This is a genomic window from Pseudomonas sp. GW822-FHT01E03, from assembly GCF_058802985.1.
This window is the reverse complement of record NZ_JBXAOQ010000010.1, coordinates 167702-184412: the sequence shown is the minus strand read 5'-3', so window position 1 is coordinate 184412 and position 16711 is coordinate 167702. Positions and strand designations below refer to the sequence as shown.

Below are 16711 nucleotides of genomic sequence, written 5' to 3'. Positions count from 1 at the left end.
TCGACAGTGATCGATACATTCAACCGAACCGGACCGCTCATGGAAGCTGCAAGTTACCCTGCCTGGGCCCAGCGCCTGATCCAGGATTGCAGCGAGAGCAAGCGCCGGGTTGTCGAACACGAACTGTACCAACGCATGCGAGACAACAAACTCAGTGCGAAGACCATGCGCCAGTACCTGATCGGTGGCTGGCCGGTGGTCGAACAGTTCGCGTTGTATATGGCACAAAACCTGACCAAGACCCGCTTTGCCCGTCATCCCGGCGAAGACATGGCCCGTCGCTGGCTGATGCGTAACATCCGCGTCGAACTGAACCACGCCGATTACTGGGTGAACTGGAGTCGCGCGCACGGTGTCAGCCTGGAAGAGCTGCAGGCTCAGCAGGTTCCCCCCGAGCTTCACGCCCTGAGCCATTGGTGCTGGCACACCAGTTCAGCCGACTCGCTGATCGTTGCGATTGCCGCTACCAACTACGCCATCGAAGGAGCGACCGGGGAATGGTCGGCGGTAGTGTGTTCCAACGGTATCTACGCCGCCTCGTTCCCCGAGGAAGATCGTAAGCGGGCGATGAAGTGGCTGAAGATGCATGCCCAGTACGACGATGCCCATCCATGGGAAGCCCTTGAGATCATCTGCACATTGGCGGGCACCAACCCCGGCAAATCCCTGCAGGTGGAGTTGCGTCAGGCCGTTTGCAAGAGCTACGACTATATGTACCTGTTTCTCGAACGTTGCATGCAAATGGAGCACGCAGAGTGGGTACCGGTCGTGCGTGAGCGGATGGCATTGGCCGAAGGCTGATTCAATCGCTGCTTGAAAAACAACTGTGGGAGCGAGCCTGTTCGCGAATACGGACTGTCAGTCAACATCATCGTTGAAAGTCAGATCCCATTCGCGAGCAAGCCCGCTCCCACTTTGGTTTGTGTCGTGGCTGAAAAATCAGCCCGCCATCTCCAGCCGGTTACGACCTTCGCGCTTGGCCACATACAACGCGCTGTCTGCCCGTCGCAACAGACTTTCGGCAGACTCGCCGGGCAACAGGGTCGAACAGCCGAGGCTGACCGTCAGCAGGATCCTGTGACCATCGGCCAGGTACTCTTCAGACTGGGCTGCAAACCGCAGCCGCTCACCGACCATGGCCGCGGCCTCGCGACAGGTATTCGACAGCAGGATCAGGAACTCCTCGCCGCCATAGCGGAACACCATGTCCACGTTGCGCAGCTGGTTTTTGATCGTGGCGGCGACCGCCTTGAGCACGTCATCACCTGTGCTGTGGCCATGGGTATCATTGACTAGCTTGAAATGATCGATGTCCAGCATCAGTACTGACAATGGTTGCAGATGGCGCCGGGACAGTTCGATTTCCCTTTGCAGCGTCTGGTCCATGGCGATGCGGTTACCGGCACCCGTCAGCGGGTCGCGCAGTGCGCTTTGGGTGGCGGTACGGTACAGCAGCGCATTGCGCATCGGGAAAAGCAGTGCGGCCAGCAGTGATTCGAGATTGCCCTGATCCTGTTCGCTGAAACGCTGATTGCGACGGAAGATCAGCTCACCCAGGTGTTCGCCTTCGTGGCTGAGGCTGTAACTGATGGAGTGGTGGCCGCGTTGGCCGAACTCCAGGCGCAGGTCACTGCTCTTGTGCTGGTAGCACAAGGCGTCCAACGGCACCAACCGCTGAATCTCGCGATAGAACGTCCCAAGAATGCGTTGCGGCTCCAGACTGGTTTGCAACTGCAGGCTCAGTTGCTGGCGCAATTGCGCAAGACTGACAGGTCTTTCCAGGAGAGGCGGCTGCTGACCAAAGCCCAGGCGCTGCAATTTGGCGCTATCGAAGTCAATTGCGTTGGTCTGGGAAGGTGGTTTCATAAGGCATGCGCCCCTAAGCAGTAAGGCTGTCTTACAAGCAGGGTGAGAGCGGCTTAGGGCTGCGCGTCGTACTGGTCCGTCAGTCCCGTAGGACATTTCGTACAAGTTTAATCCGCTTTGTAGAAGATGAGTAATCTCTGCGCTCAAGCTTCACCCCCGTCTGCTTTCACTTTACGTGTCTGAGCAAACTTAGAGCGAAAGTCGTGCCATTCGGTTCATCCGAATAAAAACTCTATTAAATCAATGGGTTGTTGGTTGTCTGCTGCCTGTGTAGTGCGGCGTGTGACGTTTGTTTGACAGGTGCCTGGCTCGAACCCGAGAGCCTTCAAGTGCCGCGACAGGAAGCTGGCGCGGCACTAAAAAGCGACGTACGGTCGTTACTGGGCGTTGAACGCCTGGCCATTGATACCGGTGCTGTCCGGGCCCATCAGGTAAAGGTAGACCGGCATGATCTCCTCGGGCGTCGGGTTGTTCAGTGGGTTTTCACCCGGGTAAGCCTGGGCGCGCATGCTGGTGCGGGTGGCGCCCGGGTTGATGCTGTTGGAGCGCACCGGGGCCACGGTATCGACTTCGTCAGCCAGGGTTTGCATCAAGCCTTCAGTGGCGAATTTGGAGACGCCGTAAGCGCCCCAATATGCACGCCCCTTGCGGCCGACGCTGCTGGAAGTGAACACCACCGAGGCATCCTGCGACAACTTGAGCAGCGGCAGCAGGGTGCTGGTGAGCATGAACATGGCATTGACGTTGACTTGCATGACCCGCATGAAGTTTTCGCCGGAAAGCTGCTCGATCGGCGTGCGCGGGCCGATGATCGAGGCATTGTGCAGGAGACCGTCGAGATGCCCGAATTCGCTTTCGATCATCGCTGCCAGCTCATCGTATTGATGGGGCAGGGCGGTTTCGAGGTTGAAGGGGATGACTGCCGGTTGTGGATGGCCGGCGGCTTCGATTTCGTCGTAGACCTGGGTCAGGTTGGCTTCGGTCTTGCCCAGCAGCAGCACGGTTGCGCCGTGTGCCGCGTAGGTTTTTGCCGCTGCGGCACCGATACCGCGTCCTGCGCCGGTGACCAGAATGACCCGATCCTTGAGCAGTTCGGGGCGGGCGGAATAATCAAACATAAAAAACCTCTACAAAATTCTTCAGGTCAAGCGCTATCCCTGTAGGAGCGAGCTTGCTCCGGGCGGCGTTCCGACGATGGGCGTAAACGATGACGCGACAAGTCTGGCACTGCGTGGCGCTCTCAGGTTCTTCGCGAGCAAGCTCGCTCCTACAGAGGTCAACGACAGTCTCAGCAGCTACAGAGGGCGCTATCCAAAACCTTGCGCAGCTCCAACGGATGATCAACCACCACATCAGCCCCCCAATGCCGCGGGTTGTCATCCGGGTGGATGTAGCCGAAGGTCACCGCAGCAGTCTTGGTGCCGGCATCGCGGCCTGATTCGATGTCGCGCAGGTCATCGCCGACGAACAGCACGCTGGCCGGGTCCAGGTCGAGCATCTTGCAGGCGAGGATCAGCGGCTCGGGATCCGGTTTGCTGTTTTTCACATGATCCGGGCAGATCAGCAGCGCCGAACGCTCGGCCAGTCCCAGCTGTTGCATGATCGGCTCGGCGAAGCGCAGCGGCTTGTTGGTGACCACGCCCCAGATCAGGTTGGCCTTCTCGATGTCCGCCAGCAGTTCGCCCATGCCGTCGAACAGCTTGCTATGGACGGCACAACCGACGAGGTAGCGCTCCAGGAACTCCAGGCGCAACTCCTCGAATCCCGGCGATTCCGGGTCCATGGAGAAGGTCACTGCGACCATCGCCTTGGCGCCGCCGGAAATCTCGTCGCGAATGTGTTTGTCGTTCATCGGTGGCAAGCCACGGTCGGCACGCATCGCCTGGCAGATCGCAATGAAGTCCGGCGCGGTGTCGAGCAGGGTGCCGTCCATGTCGAAAAGAACTGCTCTGATTGGCATCGGCTTATTCCTCGCGCAGGGTCTGGATCATGTAGTTGACGTCCACGTCGGAGGCCAGTTTGTAGTGCTTGGTCAGCGGGTTGTAGGTCAGGCCGATGATGTCCTTGACGGACAGGCCGGCCATGCGGCTCCAGGCGCCAAGTTCGGAAGGGCGAATGAATTTCTTGAAATCGTGGGTGCCGCGCGGCAGCAACTTCATGATGTATTCGGCGCCGACGATGGCGAACAGGTACGCCTTCGGATTGCGGTTGATGGTCGAGAAGAACACCTGGCCGCCGGGCTTGACCATGCGGAAGCAGGCACGGATGACCGACGACGGGTCTGGCACGTGCTCAAGCATTTCCAGGCAGGTGACCACGTCGAACTGCTCGGGCATTTCCTCGGCCAGGGCTTCGGCGGTGATCTGCCGGTATTCGACGCTCACGCCCGACTCCAGCTGATGAAGCTGGGCAACCGCCAACGGCGCTTCGCCCATGTCGATACCCATCACGGTCGCGCCGCGCTGAGCCATGGCCTCGCTGAGGATGCCGCCGCCGCAACCGACGTCGAGGACCTTCTTGCCGGCCAGGTGGACGCGTTCATCAATCCAGTTGACCCGCAGCGGGTTGATGTCGTGCAGCGGTTTGAATTCGCTTTCGCGGTCCCACCAGCGATGGGCCAGGGCCTCGAATTTGGCGATTTCGGCGTAGTCGACGTTGCTCATGGTTTAAGTCCTCTAAAACTTGAAAAATCCTGTTGCCCCGGATTGTGCTCCAGGGTGCTTACGATTCGGTGCGGCCACTGATGCGCCGGCCCCAGGCCTTCGCGACAGTACTTAGCTGTTGTTCATCCAGGCGTGTCAGGCGACGGTCGTCGAGCAACTGCTTGCCGGCAACCCAAAGGTGTTTCACGCAGTCCCGGCCGGTGGCGTATATAAGCTGCGAAACCGGGTCGTAGACCGGCTGCTGGGCCAGCCCGGAGAGATCGAAAGCCACCATGTCCGCGGCCTTGCCGATTTCCAGCGAGCCGACTTCGGCCTCGATACCCAGTGCCCGGGCACCGTTGAGGGTGGCCATGCGCAAGGCTCGATGGGCATCCAGCGCGGTGGCCGAGCCGGCGACAGCCTTGGCCAGCAGGGCCGCGGTGCGGGTTTCGCCGAGCAGGTCCAGGTCGTTGTTGCTGGCCGCGCCATCGGTGCCGACCGCGACATTGACCCCGGCCTGCCACAAGCGCTCTACCGGGCAGAACCCGCTGGCCAGCTTCAGGTTCGATTCCGGGCAATGAATCACATTGCTGTTGCTTTCTACCAGCAGCGTCATGTCTTCTTCGCTGATCTGGGTCATGTGAACCGCCTGGAAGCGTGGCCCCAGCAAGCCCAGGCGCGCCAGTCGGGCCAGCGGTCGTTCGCCGCGCTGCTCGACCGATTGCTGCACTTCAAACGCCGTTTCATGCACGTGCATGTGGATCGAGGCATCCAGTTCTTCGGCGATCACCCGGATTTTTTCCAGGTTTTCGTCGCCCACGGTGTAGGGTGCATGGGGGCCAAAGGTGATTTTGATGCGCTCGTGGTGCTTGAGATCGCCAAACAACTCGACGCCCTGACGAATGGCTTCGTCCGCTGTAGCGGCGCCCGGAATGGGGAAGTCGAGGATCGGAATCGCGATCTGCGCGCGAATGCCGCTGTTGTGCACGCGCTCGCTGGCAACCTTCGGGAAGAAGTACATGTCAGAGAAACAAGTGATGCCACCTTTGATTTGCTCGGCGATGGCCAGATCCGTGCCGTCGCGCACGAAGTCCTCGTCGACCCACTTGGCTTCGGCGGGCCAGATGTGGTTCTCCAGCCAGGTCATCAATGGCAGGTCATCGGCCAGGCCACGGAACAGCGTCATCGCCGCGTGCCCGTGGGCATTGATCAGGCCGGGGCTGAGCAACATGTCGGGCAACTCGCGGGTTTCGGTTGCGTTAAGCTTCAGTGCGGCGGAACGTGGGCCGATAAACACGATGCGTCCATCACGGATGCCCACGCCATGTTCCTTGAGGACAACACCAGCAGGTTCGACGGGTACCAGCCAGGTCGGCAGCAATAACAGGTCGAGCGCAGCGGCAGTGTTCGGCATCGAGGGTCGGTTCCAGTGCTTTTGTAAAGGATGGCGAAGTATACCCGAGCGTCTTCGCGGGGGGATCGCTATAATCGGCGGCTTTTGTTCATGAGTGCGGGGTGAGGGATGCGCGATCGACTGTTGGCTGCGGAAAAGGTAAAGGCCATCGATTGGCGTGATGGCGCTCTCCATCTGCTGGATCAGCGCATTTTGCCGTTCGAGGAATCCTGGATCGCCTACACCAGTGCAGCCGGTGTGGCCGAGGCCATTCGCTCGATGGTGGTGCGCGGTGCGCCGGCGATTGGTATCAGTGCCGCTTATGGCATCGTGCTCGCGGCCCGTGCCCGGATTGCTGAAGGTGGCGACTGGTACGCGGCGCTGGAAGAGGATTTCGCGCTGCTGGCCGATTCCCGTCCCACTGCGGTCAACCTGTTCTGGGCGCTGGGCCGCATGCACGACCGGCTTGATCGCCTGAAAGACAATGCCGATCCGCTGGAGGTGCTGGAGGCAGAGGCCATCGCCATTCACGAAAGTGATCGCGAAGCCAACCTGACCATGGCGCAACTGGGTGTGGACCTGATCCGCAAGCATCAGGGCAACGCCCAGGCGATCCTGACCCACTGCAACACCGGCGCACTGGCCACGGGCGGCTTTGGCACGGCGCTGGGGGTGATTCGTGGGGCTTTCATCGAGGGCATGGTCGAGCGGGTGTATGTCGACGAAACCCGCCCATGGCTGCAGGGCTCGCGGCTGACCGCGTGGGAACTGGCCAATGAAGGCATTCCCGTGACCCTCAATGTCGATTCCGCCGCCGCGCATATCATGAAGACCAAAGGCCCTACCTGGGTCATCGTCGGTGCTGACCGGATCACCGCCAATGGCGACGTGGCCAACAAGATCGGCACCTATCAACTGGCCGTCAACGCCATGCACCACGGCGTGCGCTTCATGGTGGTGGCGCCGAGTTCGACCATCGACATGCACCTGGCCAGCGGCGATGACATTCCGATTGAGGAGCGTGATGGCCGCGAGTTGCTGGAGGTCGGTGGCAAGCGGGTGGGTGCGGATGTCGAAGCGTTCAATCCGGTGTTCGATGTGACTCCGGCGGACCTGATCGATGCGATCGTCACCGAAAAAGGCATCGTCGAGCGCCCGGATACGGCGAAGATGGCGCAGTTGATGTGCCGTAAGCGCCTGCATTAATAGCTTCTGGCGTCTGAAAGATAGCCATCGCGAGCAAGCTCGCTCCCACAGTGTTTTCGGTGTACACAAAACCTGTGGGAGCGAGCTTGCTCGCGATGGGGTCGTCAAACCCAATGAACCAACCCGAATCAGCCACAAATTCTCCATTCAACACGGCTCTAAGCCCCTCTCGTCCCCTTCAAGCCTGTCACCGGTCAACTAACTACTCTCCATGCGCATCTGGGGGATAGGTGCGTGGCGGCTCTTGTGATAACATCCGGCGGTTTCCAGGGTTGCCCGAAGTGGCGACCCGTACTGCGCAGATCCATGGCATAACTCGTTGATTTGTCGTAAGTCGGTGCATGGCACTCAGCCTGTATCGGCGAGCTTCGTTGGTCCCATATGGATGTGACGAAGTTTCACCAGAAAAAGGAATCAGGCTTCTCATGGGCGAACTGGCCAAAGAAATCCTCCCGGTCAATATCGAAGACGAGCTGAAGCAGTCCTACCTCGACTACGCGATGAGCGTAATTGTCGGGCGGGCACTGCCGGATGCGCGCGATGGCTTGAAGCCCGTGCACCGGCGCGTGCTGTTCGCGATGAGCGAGCTGGGCAACGACTTCAACAAGCCGTACAAGAAATCTGCCCGTGTTGTCGGTGACGTGATCGGTAAGTATCACCCGCACGGTGATACCGCGGTGTACGACACCATCGTTCGGATGGCGCAGCCATTCTCCCTGCGCTACCTGCTGGTAGACGGCCAGGGCAACTTCGGCTCGGTGGACGGCGACAACGCCGCGGCCATGCGATACACCGAAGTGCGCATGACCAAGCTGGCGCACGAGCTGCTGGCTGACCTGCATAAAGAAACCGTGGACTGGGTGCCGAACTACGACGGCACCGAAATGATCCCGGCGGTCATGCCGACCCGTATTCCCAACCTGCTGGTCAACGGCTCCAGCGGTATCGCCGTGGGCATGGCGACCAACATTCCGCCGCACAACCTCGGTGAAGTCATCGACGGTTGCCTGGCGCTCATCGACAATCCAGAGCTGACTGTCGACGAGCTGATGCAATACATCCCCGGTCCGGACTTCCCGACCGCCGCGATCATCAACGGTCGTGCCGGCATCATCGAAGCCTACCGCACCGGTCGCGGGCGCATTTACATGCGCGCCCGCTCGATGATCGAAGACATCGACAAGGTCGGTGGTCGCCAGCAGATCGTCATCACCGAACTGCCTTACCAGCTGAACAAGGCCCGCCTGATCGAGAAGATCGCCGAGCTGGTAAAAGAGAAGAAGCTCGAAGGCATCACCGAGCTGCGCGACGAGTCCGACAAGGACGGTATGCGCGTCGTGATCGAGTTGCGTCGCGGCGAAGTACCTGAGGTCATCCTCAACAACCTCTACGCCCAGACCCAACTGCAAGCGGTGTTCGGTATCAACATCGTCGCGCTGATCGACGGCCGTCCGCGGATCCTGAACCTCAAGGATCTGCTGGAAGCCTTCGTCCGCCACCGTCGCGAAGTGGTGACCCGTCGTACCGTGTTCGAACTGCGCAAGGCGCGCGAGCGTGGTCACATCCTTGAAGGTCAAGCGGTTGCCCTGTCGAACATCGACCCGGTCATCGCCCTGATCAAGGCATCGCCAACGCCGTCGGAAGCCAAGGAAGCGCTGGTCAGCACCCCTTGGGAATCCTCTGCTGTGGTGGCAATGGTTGAACGTGCCGGCGCTGATTCGTGCCGTCCGGAAAACCTCGATCCGCAATACGGTCTGCGCGACGGCAAGTACTTCCTGTCGCCAGAGCAGGCGCAAGCCATTCTGGAACTGCGTCTGCACCGCCTGACCGGCCTGGAACACGAAAAGCTGCTGGCCGAGTATCAAGAGATCCTCAACCAGATCGGCGAGCTGATCCGCATCCTCAACAGCGCCACGCGCCTGATGGAAGTGATTCGCGAAGAGCTGGAAGTGATTCGCGCCGAGTACGGCGACGTGCGTCGTACCGAAATCCTCGATGCCCGTCTCGACCTGACCCTGGGTGACATGATCCCGGAAGAAGAGCGCGTCGTGACCATTTCCCACGGTGGCTACGCCAAGACCCAGCCGCTGGCTGCGTACCAGGCCCAGCGTCGTGGCGGTAAAGGCAAGTCGGCGACCGGCGTCAAGGATGAGGACTACATCGCTCACCTGCTGGTTGCCAACAGCCACACCACGCTGCTGCTGTTCTCCAGCAAGGGCAAGGTGTACTGGCTGAAAACCTACGAAATCCCTGAAGCGTCCCGCGCTGCCCGTGGTCGTCCGCTGGTCAACCTGCTGCCGCTGGACGACGGTGAGTACATCACCACCATGCTGCCGGTCGAGGAATACACCGAAGGTCACTACATCTTCATGGCCACCGCCAACGGCACCGTGAAGAAGACCCCGCTGGAATCCTTCAGCCGTCAACGTAGCGTCGGCCTGATCGCACTGGAACTGGACGAAGGCGACGTGCTGATTTCTGCTGCCATCACCGATGGCGAGCGTGAAGTCATGCTGTTCTCCGACGGCGGCAAAGTGACGCGCTTCAAGGAATCCGACGTTCGCGCCATGGGTCGTACCGCCCGCGGTGTGCGCGGCATGCGTCTACCGGAAGGTCAGAAGCTGATTTCCATGCTGATTCCGGAAGAAGGCAGCCAGATCCTCACCGCTTCGGCGCGTGGCTACGGCAAGCGCACGGCGATCACCGAGTTCCCTGAATACAAGCGTGGCGGTCAGGGCGTTATCGCCATGGTCAGCAACGAACGTAACGGCCGTCTGGTCGGTGCGGTCCAGGTACTCGACGGCGAGGAAATCATGCTGATTTCCGACCAGGGCACCCTGGTGCGTACCCGTGTCGACGAAGTGTCCAGCCTGGGTCGTAACACTCAGGGCGTGACCCTGATCAAGCTGGCCAACGACGAAACACTGGTCGGGCTGGAGCGGGTTCAAGAGCCGTCGGAAGTCGAGGGTGAAGAGCTGGAAGGTGAAGAGGGTGAAGGGTTTGTCGGTGAAGTCGTGATCGACGACGTTGCCGAAGACCAGCAACTCGACGCCGCCGCTGACGAAGAACCACAGGAATAAGTGGGCAAGCAGGGGGCGGATGAAAATTCGCCCCCTTGTTGTTTGTCCCTTTTGAAATAATGAAATCCCCTGTAGGAGCGAGCTTGCTCGCGATGGTCGTCAACGATAACGCAGGGCGTCTGGTGCACCCTTGCGCTCTCAGGTTTTTCGCGAGCAAGCTCGCTCCTACAGTGATACCACCAAATCAGAGCGAGATTGGATGTGAGCAAGAGAGCCTATAACTTCTGTGCCGGTCCTGCGGCGCTTCCCGAAGCTGTCCTGCAGCGCGCCCAGGGTGAACTCCTCGACTGGCACGGCAAGGGTCTGTCGGTCATGGAAATGAGCCATCGCAGTGATGAGTTCGTGTCCATCGCCACCAAGGCCGAGCAGGATCTGCGTGATCTGCTGAATATCCCCTCGAACTATAAAGTGCTGTTTCTGCAAGGCGGCGCCAGCCAGCAATTTGCTCAGATTCCTCTGAACCTGTTGCCGGAAAACGGCTCGGCCGACTATATCGACACCGGTATCTGGTCGCAGAAGGCCATCGAAGAAGCTTCGCGCTTCGGCCACGTCAACGTTGCCGCCACCGCCAAGCCTTACGATTATTTCGCCATTCCCGGCCAGAACGAGTGGAAGCTGTCGAAAGACGCGGCCTACGTTCACTACGCGCCGAACGAAACCATCGGCGGCCTGGAGTTTCAGTGGATCCCGGAAACCGGCGATGTTCCGCTGGTGGCCGACATGTCCTCGGACATCCTGTCGCGCCCGGTGGATGTGTCGCGTTTCGGCATGATCTACGCCGGTGCCCAGAAAAACATCGGCCCGAGCGGTATCGTCGTCAACATCGTACGCGAAGACCTGCTGGGCAAGGCCCGTTCCCTGTGTCCGACCATGCTCGACTACAAGGTCGCGGCCGATAACGGTTCGATGTACAACACCCCGCCGACGCTGGCCTGGTACCTGTCCGGCCTGGTGTTCGAGTGGCTCAAGGAGCAGGGGGGCGTCGAGGCCATCGGCAAGCTCAACGAAGTCAAGCAGCGCACGCTGTACAGCTTCATCGATGCCAGCGGCCTGTATAGCAACCCGATCAACAAGTCGGACCGCTCGTGGATGAACGTGCCGTTCCGCCTGGCTGATGATCGCCTGGACAAGCCGTTCCTGGCCGGTGCCGACGAGCGTGGCCTGTTGAACCTCAAGGGCCACCGTTCCGTGGGTGGCATGCGCGCCTCCATCTATAACGCCGTCGACATCAACGCCGTCAATGCGCTGATTTCGTACATGGCAGAGTTCGAGAAGGAACACGGCTAATGTCTGAGCAAGAACTCAAGGCACTGCGCCTGCGCATTGATGCCCTGGACGAAAAGGTCCTGGAGCTGATCAGTGAGCGCGCGCGCTGCGCCCAGGAAGTCGCGCGAGTAAAGATGGCCTCGCTGGCCGAAGGCGAAGTGCCGGTGTTCTATCGTCCTGAGCGCGAAGCTCAGGTGCTCAAGCGTGTCATGGAGCGCAACCAGGGGCCGCTGGGCAACGAAGAGATGGCGCGGTTGTTCCGTGAAATCATGTCTTCGTGCCTGGCGCTCGAACAGCCGCTGAAAGTGGCTTATCTCGGCCCTGAAGGCACCTTCACTCAGGCGGCGGCCATGAAGCACTTCGGCCACGCCGTGATCAGCAAGCCGATGGCGGCGATCGACGAAGTGTTCCGTGAAGTGGCGGCGGGGGCGGTGAATTTTGGTGTGGTGCCGGTGGAGAACTCCACCGAAGGCGCGGTCAACCACACCCTCGACAGCTTCCTCGAACATGACATGGTGATCTGCGGTGAAGTCGAGCTGCGTATCCACCATCACCTGTTGGTCGGTGAAAACACCAAGACCGACAGCATCAGCCGCATCTACTCCCACGCCCAGTCACTGGCCCAGTGCCGCAAGTGGCTGGACGCCCATTACCCGAATGTCGAGCGCGTGGCGGTGTCCAGCAACGCCGAAGCGGCCAAGCGGGTCAAGGGTGAGTGGAACTCGGCGGCGATTGCCGGCGATATGGCGGCCGGGCTGTACGGCTTGACCCGTTTGGCCGAAAAAATCGAGGACCGTCCGGATAACTCCACGCGCTTCCTCATGATCGGCAACCAGGAAGTGCCACCGACCGGCGACGACAAGACATCGATCATCGTTTCGATGAGCAACAAGCCGGGTGCGCTTCACGAGTTGCTGGTGCCGTTCCACGACAATGGCATCGACCTGACGCGAATCGAGACTCGTCCGTCGCGCAGCGGTAAATGGACCTATGTGTTCTTCATCGACTTCGTCGGCCACCACCGCGACCCCTTGGTCAAAGGTGTGCTGGAAAAGATCAGTCAGGAAGCAGTGGCACTCAAGGTGCTGGGTTCCTACCCGAAAGCAGTTCTCTAAGGGGCGGTAGCAAATGAGTGGCAATTTCCTCGCTCTGGCACAGCCGGGCGTGCAACAACTTTCGCCTTACGTTCCGGGCAAACCCGTGGACGAACTGGCGCGTGAGCTGGACCTCGATCCAGCCAGTATCGTCAAGCTGGCGAGCAACGAAAACCCGCTGGGCGCTGGCCCCAAGGCGCTGGCGGCGATCCGCGATGCGCTGGCCGAGCTGACCCGTTATCCGGACGGCAACGGTTTTGCCCTCAAGAGCCTGCTGGCCGAGCAGTGCCGCGTCGAACTCGACCAGGTCACGTTGGGTAACGGTTCCAACGACATCCTGGAACTGGTTGCGCGTGCTTATCTGGCGCCGGGCCTGAACGCCGTGTTCAGCGAGCATGCGTTCGCTGTCTACCCGATTGCCACCCAGGCGGTCGGCGCACAGGCCAAAGTGGTTCCGGCCAAGGATTGGGGGCATGACCTGCCTGCCATGCTGGCGGCGATCGATGCCAACACCCGCGTGGTGTTCATCGCCAACCCGAACAACCCGACCGGGACCTGGTTCGACGCCGAGGCGCTGGACGAATTCCTGCAGGATGTGCCGGAGCATGTGCTGGTCGTACTGGACGAGGCTTACATCGAATACGCCGAAGGCAGCGATCTGCCGGATGGCCTGGACTTCCTGGCGGCTTATCCGAACCTGCTGGTTTCCCGCACCTTCTCCAAGGCCTATGGCCTGGCGGCGCTGCGCGTGGGTTATGGCTTGTCCACGGCGGTGGTCGCAGACGTGCTGAACCGTGTACGCCAGCCGTTCAACGTCAACAGCCTGGCCCTGGCCGCGGCCTGTGCAGCGTTGAAGGACGAAGAGTATCTGGCGCAAAGCCGTCAGTTGAACGAGTCCGGCATGCAGCAGCTGGAGGCCGGTTTCCGTGAGCTGGGGCTGAGCTGGATACCATCCAAAGGCAATTTCATTTGCGTCGATCTCGGTCAGGTTGCGGCCCCGGTGTTCCAGGGCTTGCTTCGTGAAGGCGTGATCGTGCGTCCGGTGGCCAACTACGGCATGCCAAACCACCTGCGCATCACCATTGGCCTGCCGGCAGAGAACAGCCGCTTCCTTGAGGCGCTGACCAAGGTTCTGGCTCGTGGTTGATGTCACTGCGCTGCAATCTGCTGAGCCTATGATCGGTCGCCTGGTGGTGGTCGGTCTCGGGTTGATCGGCGGTTCGTTTGCCAAGGGCTTGCGTGAAAGCGGTCTGTGCCGCGAAGTGGTCGGAGTCGATCTCGATCCGCAATCGCGCAAGCTCGCGGTCGAGTTGGGTGTGGTGGATCGCTGCGAGGAAGACCTGGGCGTTGCTTGTCAGGGCGCCGACGTCATCCAGCTGGCGGTGCCGATCCTGGCCATGGAGAAAGTGCTTGCGCGTCTGGCGGGCATGGATCTGGGGCTGGCGATCCTGACCGATGTCGGCAGTGCCAAGGGCAATGTGGTGCGCGCGGCCACCGAAGCATTTGGCAAGATGCCGTCATGCTTTGTGCCGGGGCACCCGATTGCCGGTTCAGAGCAGAGTGGGGTGGAAGCCTCCAACGCTGAACTGTTCCGTCGCCACAAGGTGATCCTGACGCCGCTGGAGCAAACCGATCCGGCAGCCCTGGCGGTAGTCGACCGTTTGTGGCGCGAGTTGGGCGCCGATGTCGAGCACATGCAGGTCGAGCGTCACGACGAAGTACTGGCCGCGACCAGCCATCTGCCGCACTTGTTGGCGTTCGGCCTGGTCGATTCGTTGGCCAAGCGCAATGAAAATCTTGAGATCTTCCGTTACGCTGCGGGCGGTTTCCGCGATTTCACAAGAATCGCCGGAAGCGACCCGGTCATGTGGCACGACATCTTCCTCGCCAACCGCGAAGCTGTCCTGCGCACACTCGATACATTTCGCAGCGATCTCGACGCCTTGCGCGACGCGGTCGATGCAGGGGATGGGCACCAATTGTTGGGCGTTTTCACTCGCGCCCGGGTTGCCCGCGAGCATTTCAGTAAAATCCTGGCCCGCAGGGCCTATGTGGACGCTATGAATTCCAACGATCTGATTTTCCTGGCTCAACCTGGTGGCCGCCTGTCCGGTCGGATTCGCGTACCGGGTGACAAATCGATTTCCCACCGTTCGATCATGCTTGGCTCCCTGGCCGAAGGCGTCACCGAAGTCGAAGGTTTCCTCGAGGGCGAAGATGCCCTGGCGACCTTGCAGGCGTTCCGTGATATGGGCGTGGTCATCGAAGGTCCGCACCACGGTCGCGTGACCATTCACGGCGTTGGCCTGCATGGCCTGAAGCCGGCACCGGGCCCGATCTATCTGGGCAACTCCGGTACTTCGATGCGTCTGCTGTCCGGCCTGTTGGCCGCGCAGAACTTCGACAGCACCCTGACCGGCGACGCTTCGCTGTCCAAGCGCCCGATGAATCGTGTGGCCAATCCGCTGCGTGAAATGGGCGCGGTGATCGAAACCGCCGCCGAAGGTCGTCCACCGATGACCATTCGTGGTGGCAACAAGCTCAAGGGCCTGACCTATACCATGCCGATGGCCAGTGCCCAGGTTAAGTCCTGCCTGCTGCTGGCCGGTCTGTATGCCGAAGGCAAGACCACGGTGACCGAGCCTGCTCCGACCCGCGACCATACCGAGCGCATGCTGCGTGGCTTCGGCTACCCGGTAACGGTCAACGGTGCGACCGCATCGGTCGAGTCCGGCAGCAAACTGACCGCGACCCACATCGAAGTCCCGGGTGACATTTCGTCCTCGGCGTTCTTCCTCGTGGCGGCATCGATCGCCGAGGGTTCCGAGCTGGTGCTTGAACACGTCGGCATCAACCCGACCCGTACCGGCGTGATCGACATCCTGCGCCTGATGGGCGCCGACATCACCCTGGAAAACCAGCGTGAAGTGGGTGGCGAGCCGGTGGCGGACTTGCGCGTACGTGCAGCTAAACTCAAAGGTATCGAGATTCCCGAGGCGCTGGTTCCGCTGGCGATCGACGAGTTCCCGGTGCTGTTCGTCGCCGCCGCCTGTGCCGAAGGGCGCACAGTGTTGCGTGGCGCCGAAGAGCTGCGGGTCAAGGAGTCGGATCGCATCCAGGTCATGGCGGATGGTTTGCTGGCGCTGGGCGTCAAGTGCGAACCAACCCCGGATGGCATCATCATCGACGGCGGCCAGATCGGCGGCGGTGAAGTGCACGGTCATGGTGATCACCGTATTGCCATGGCGTTCAGCGTTGCTTCGCTGCGCGCCAGTGCGCCAATCCGCATTCATGATTGCGCCAACGTCGCGACGTCGTTCCCGAATTTCCTGGCGCTGTGCGCACAGGTCGGTATTCGCGTGGCGCAAGAGGCACAGTCGTGAACAACATTGCACCGGTCATCACCATCGATGGGCCAAGCGGTTCGGGCAAGGGTACGGTAGCCGGGATTCTGGCCAAGCGCCTGGGCTGGAACCTGCTGGATTCCGGTGCGTTGTACCGATTGCTGGCCTTCGCCGCGCATAACCATGGTGTCGACCTGACCAATGAAGAGCTGCTGAAGAAACTCGCCGCTCATCTGGATGTGCAGTTCATCGCGGCGACGGACGGTCAGTTGCAACGCATCATTCTGGAAGGTGATGAAGTCAGCGATGTCATTCGCACCGAAAGCGTCGGTTCCGGTGCTTCCCAGGTAGCTGCGTTGCCGGCTGTGCGCGAGGCGCTGCTGCAGCGCCAGCGGGCTTTTCAGGAAGCGCCGGGCCTTGTGGCGGATGGTCGCGACATGGGCACAGTGGTTTTTCCGGACGCACCGCTGAAAATTTTTCTGACCGCCAGCGCCGAGGAACGGGCGCGCCGTCGATATTTGCAGTTGAAGGGCAAGGTCGAGGGTGTTAGTCTGTCGAGTCTGCTAGATGAGATACGTGCGCGCGATGAGCGTGACACCCAGCGAGCGGTAGCCCCGCTTAAACCGGCGGCTGACGCCATACAGCTGGATTCTACGGAATTATCCATCGACCAGGTGCTGGAACGCATCATGAGCGAGATCGCCATTCGCGATATCGCCGGGTGACCAAGAAGGCCGCAGGGGACCAGTCATAGTCCTGCGGTGGCTTCTTTTAAATGAAACTAACCCACACCGTCTGGGGTGTGGAGATGGGCGTATTC

Annotated in this window: 13 protein-coding genes and 1 pseudogene; 9 read left to right on the top strand and 5 right to left on the bottom strand. The window is 60.7% G+C overall.

Annotated elements, in window-relative coordinates:
- The first annotated feature begins 39 nt into the window (after positions 1-39).
- Positions 40-801 (top strand): iron-containing redox enzyme family protein, encoded by a 762-nt coding sequence (locus AC1RP7_RS20715; protein ID WP_219733187.1) that lies wholly within the window; start codon positions 40-42, stop codon positions 799-801.
- Positions 802-939: 138 nt separating this feature from the next.
- On the opposite strand, the gene AC1RP7_RS20710 is transcribed toward AC1RP7_RS20715, so the two are convergent.
- The 5 genes from AC1RP7_RS20710 to AC1RP7_RS20690 form a co-directional block, all read right to left on the bottom strand.
- On the bottom strand, positions 940-1866 hold the full coding sequence (locus tag AC1RP7_RS20710; RefSeq protein WP_057713764.1) for a GGDEF domain-containing protein: 927 nt from the start codon (positions 1864-1866) through the stop codon (positions 940-942).
- Positions 1867-2243: 377 nt separating this feature from the next.
- Positions 2244-2984, bottom strand: a complete 741-nt coding sequence (locus AC1RP7_RS20705) for a YciK family oxidoreductase (protein ID WP_007999919.1) — start codon at positions 2982-2984, stop codon at positions 2244-2246.
- Between the two features lie 170 nt (positions 2985-3154).
- Positions 3155-3826: an N-acetylmuramic acid 6-phosphate phosphatase MupP gene (mupP, locus tag AC1RP7_RS20700; protein WP_057713765.1), complete on the bottom strand. Its 672-nt coding sequence runs from the start codon at positions 3824-3826 to the stop codon at positions 3155-3157.
- 4 nt (positions 3827-3830) lie between these two features.
- Positions 3831-4529, bottom strand: a complete 699-nt coding sequence (gene ubiG / locus AC1RP7_RS20695; RefSeq protein ID WP_057713766.1) for a bifunctional 2-polyprenyl-6-hydroxyphenol methylase/3-demethylubiquinol 3-O-methyltransferase UbiG — start codon at positions 4527-4529, stop codon at positions 3831-3833.
- Positions 4530-4587: 58 nt separating this feature from the next.
- Positions 4588-5922, bottom strand: coding sequence for a TRZ/ATZ family hydrolase (locus tag AC1RP7_RS20690; protein ID WP_090457151.1), 1335 nt, complete (start codon positions 5920-5922; stop codon positions 4588-4590).
- A gap of 108 nt (positions 5923-6030) precedes the next feature.
- Here AC1RP7_RS20690 and mtnA point away from each other — a divergent pair, with 108 nt between their 5' ends.
- The 8 genes and pseudogenes from mtnA (at position 6031) to cmk (ending at position 16616) form a co-directional block, all read left to right on the top strand.
- Positions 6031-7107, top strand: coding sequence for an S-methyl-5-thioribose-1-phosphate isomerase (gene mtnA, locus AC1RP7_RS20685; protein WP_493181057.1), 1077 nt, complete (start codon positions 6031-6033; stop codon positions 7105-7107).
- A gap of 425 nt (positions 7108-7532) precedes the next feature.
- Positions 7533-10187, top strand: coding sequence for a DNA gyrase subunit A (gene gyrA / locus AC1RP7_RS20680; RefSeq protein WP_057713769.1), 2655 nt, complete (start codon positions 7533-7535; stop codon positions 10185-10187).
- A gap of 59 nt (positions 10188-10246) precedes the next feature.
- Positions 10247-10360: pseudogene (locus AC1RP7_RS20675) on the top strand (outer membrane lipoprotein carrier protein LolA); the annotation flags it as partial.
- 28 nt (positions 10361-10388) lie between these two features.
- Positions 10389-11474 carry a 3-phosphoserine/phosphohydroxythreonine transaminase gene (gene serC, locus AC1RP7_RS20670; protein ID WP_057713770.1) on the top strand — a complete coding sequence of 362 codons (1086 nt, stop codon included), beginning with the start codon at positions 10389-10391 and terminating at the stop codon, positions 11472-11474.
- Positions 11474-12568, top strand: coding sequence for a prephenate dehydratase (pheA, locus tag AC1RP7_RS20665; RefSeq protein ID WP_007939916.1), 1095 nt, complete (start codon positions 11474-11476; stop codon positions 12566-12568). The genes serC and pheA overlap by 1 nt, the downstream gene beginning before the upstream one ends.
- Before the next feature lie 13 nt (positions 12569-12581).
- The gene (gene hisC / locus AC1RP7_RS20660; protein ID WP_090457149.1) at positions 12582-13694 is read left to right on the top strand and encodes a histidinol-phosphate transaminase; all 1113 of its coding nucleotides are present in this window, start codon (positions 12582-12584) and stop codon (positions 13692-13694) included.
- 28 nt (positions 13695-13722) lie between these two features.
- Positions 13723-15930: a bifunctional prephenate dehydrogenase/3-phosphoshikimate 1-carboxyvinyltransferase gene (locus AC1RP7_RS20655; protein WP_493181316.1), complete on the top strand. Its 2208-nt coding sequence runs from the start codon at positions 13723-13725 to the stop codon at positions 15928-15930.
- The gene (gene cmk, locus AC1RP7_RS20650; protein WP_007973641.1) at positions 15927-16616 is read left to right on the top strand and encodes a (d)CMP kinase; all 690 of its coding nucleotides are present in this window, start codon (positions 15927-15929) and stop codon (positions 16614-16616) included. Before AC1RP7_RS20655 ends, cmk begins: the two co-directional genes overlap by 4 nt.
- Positions 16617-16711 lie beyond the last annotated feature (95 nt).

Coding starts and splice junctions, on each gene's coding strand:
- AC1RP7_RS20715 (WP_219733187.1), top strand. CDS start 40: ATGGAAGCTGCAAGTTACCCTGCCTGGGCCCAGCGCCTGATCCAGGAT.
- AC1RP7_RS20710 (WP_057713764.1), bottom strand. CDS start 1,866: ATGAAACCACCTTCCCAGACCAACGCAATTGACTTCGATAGCGCCAAA.
- AC1RP7_RS20705 (WP_007999919.1), bottom strand. CDS start 2,984: ATGTTTGATTATTCCGCCCGCCCCGAACTGCTCAAGGATCGGGTCATT.
- mupP (WP_057713765.1), bottom strand. CDS start 3,826: ATGCCAATCAGAGCAGTTCTTTTCGACATGGACGGCACCCTGCTCGAC.
- ubiG (WP_057713766.1), bottom strand. CDS start 4,529: ATGAGCAACGTCGACTACGCCGAAATCGCCAAATTCGAGGCCCTGGCC.
- AC1RP7_RS20690 (WP_090457151.1), bottom strand. CDS start 5,922: ATGCCGAACACTGCCGCTGCGCTCGACCTGTTATTGCTGCCGACCTGG.
- mtnA (WP_493181057.1), top strand. CDS start 6,031: ATGCGCGATCGACTGTTGGCTGCGGAAAAGGTAAAGGCCATCGATTGG.
- gyrA (WP_057713769.1), top strand. CDS start 7,533: ATGGGCGAACTGGCCAAAGAAATCCTCCCGGTCAATATCGAAGACGAG.
- pheA (WP_007939916.1), top strand. CDS start 11,474: ATGTCTGAGCAAGAACTCAAGGCACTGCGCCTGCGCATTGATGCCCTG.
- hisC (WP_090457149.1), top strand. CDS start 12,582: ATGAGTGGCAATTTCCTCGCTCTGGCACAGCCGGGCGTGCAACAACTT.
- AC1RP7_RS20655 (WP_493181316.1), top strand. CDS start 13,723: ATGATCGGTCGCCTGGTGGTGGTCGGTCTCGGGTTGATCGGCGGTTCG.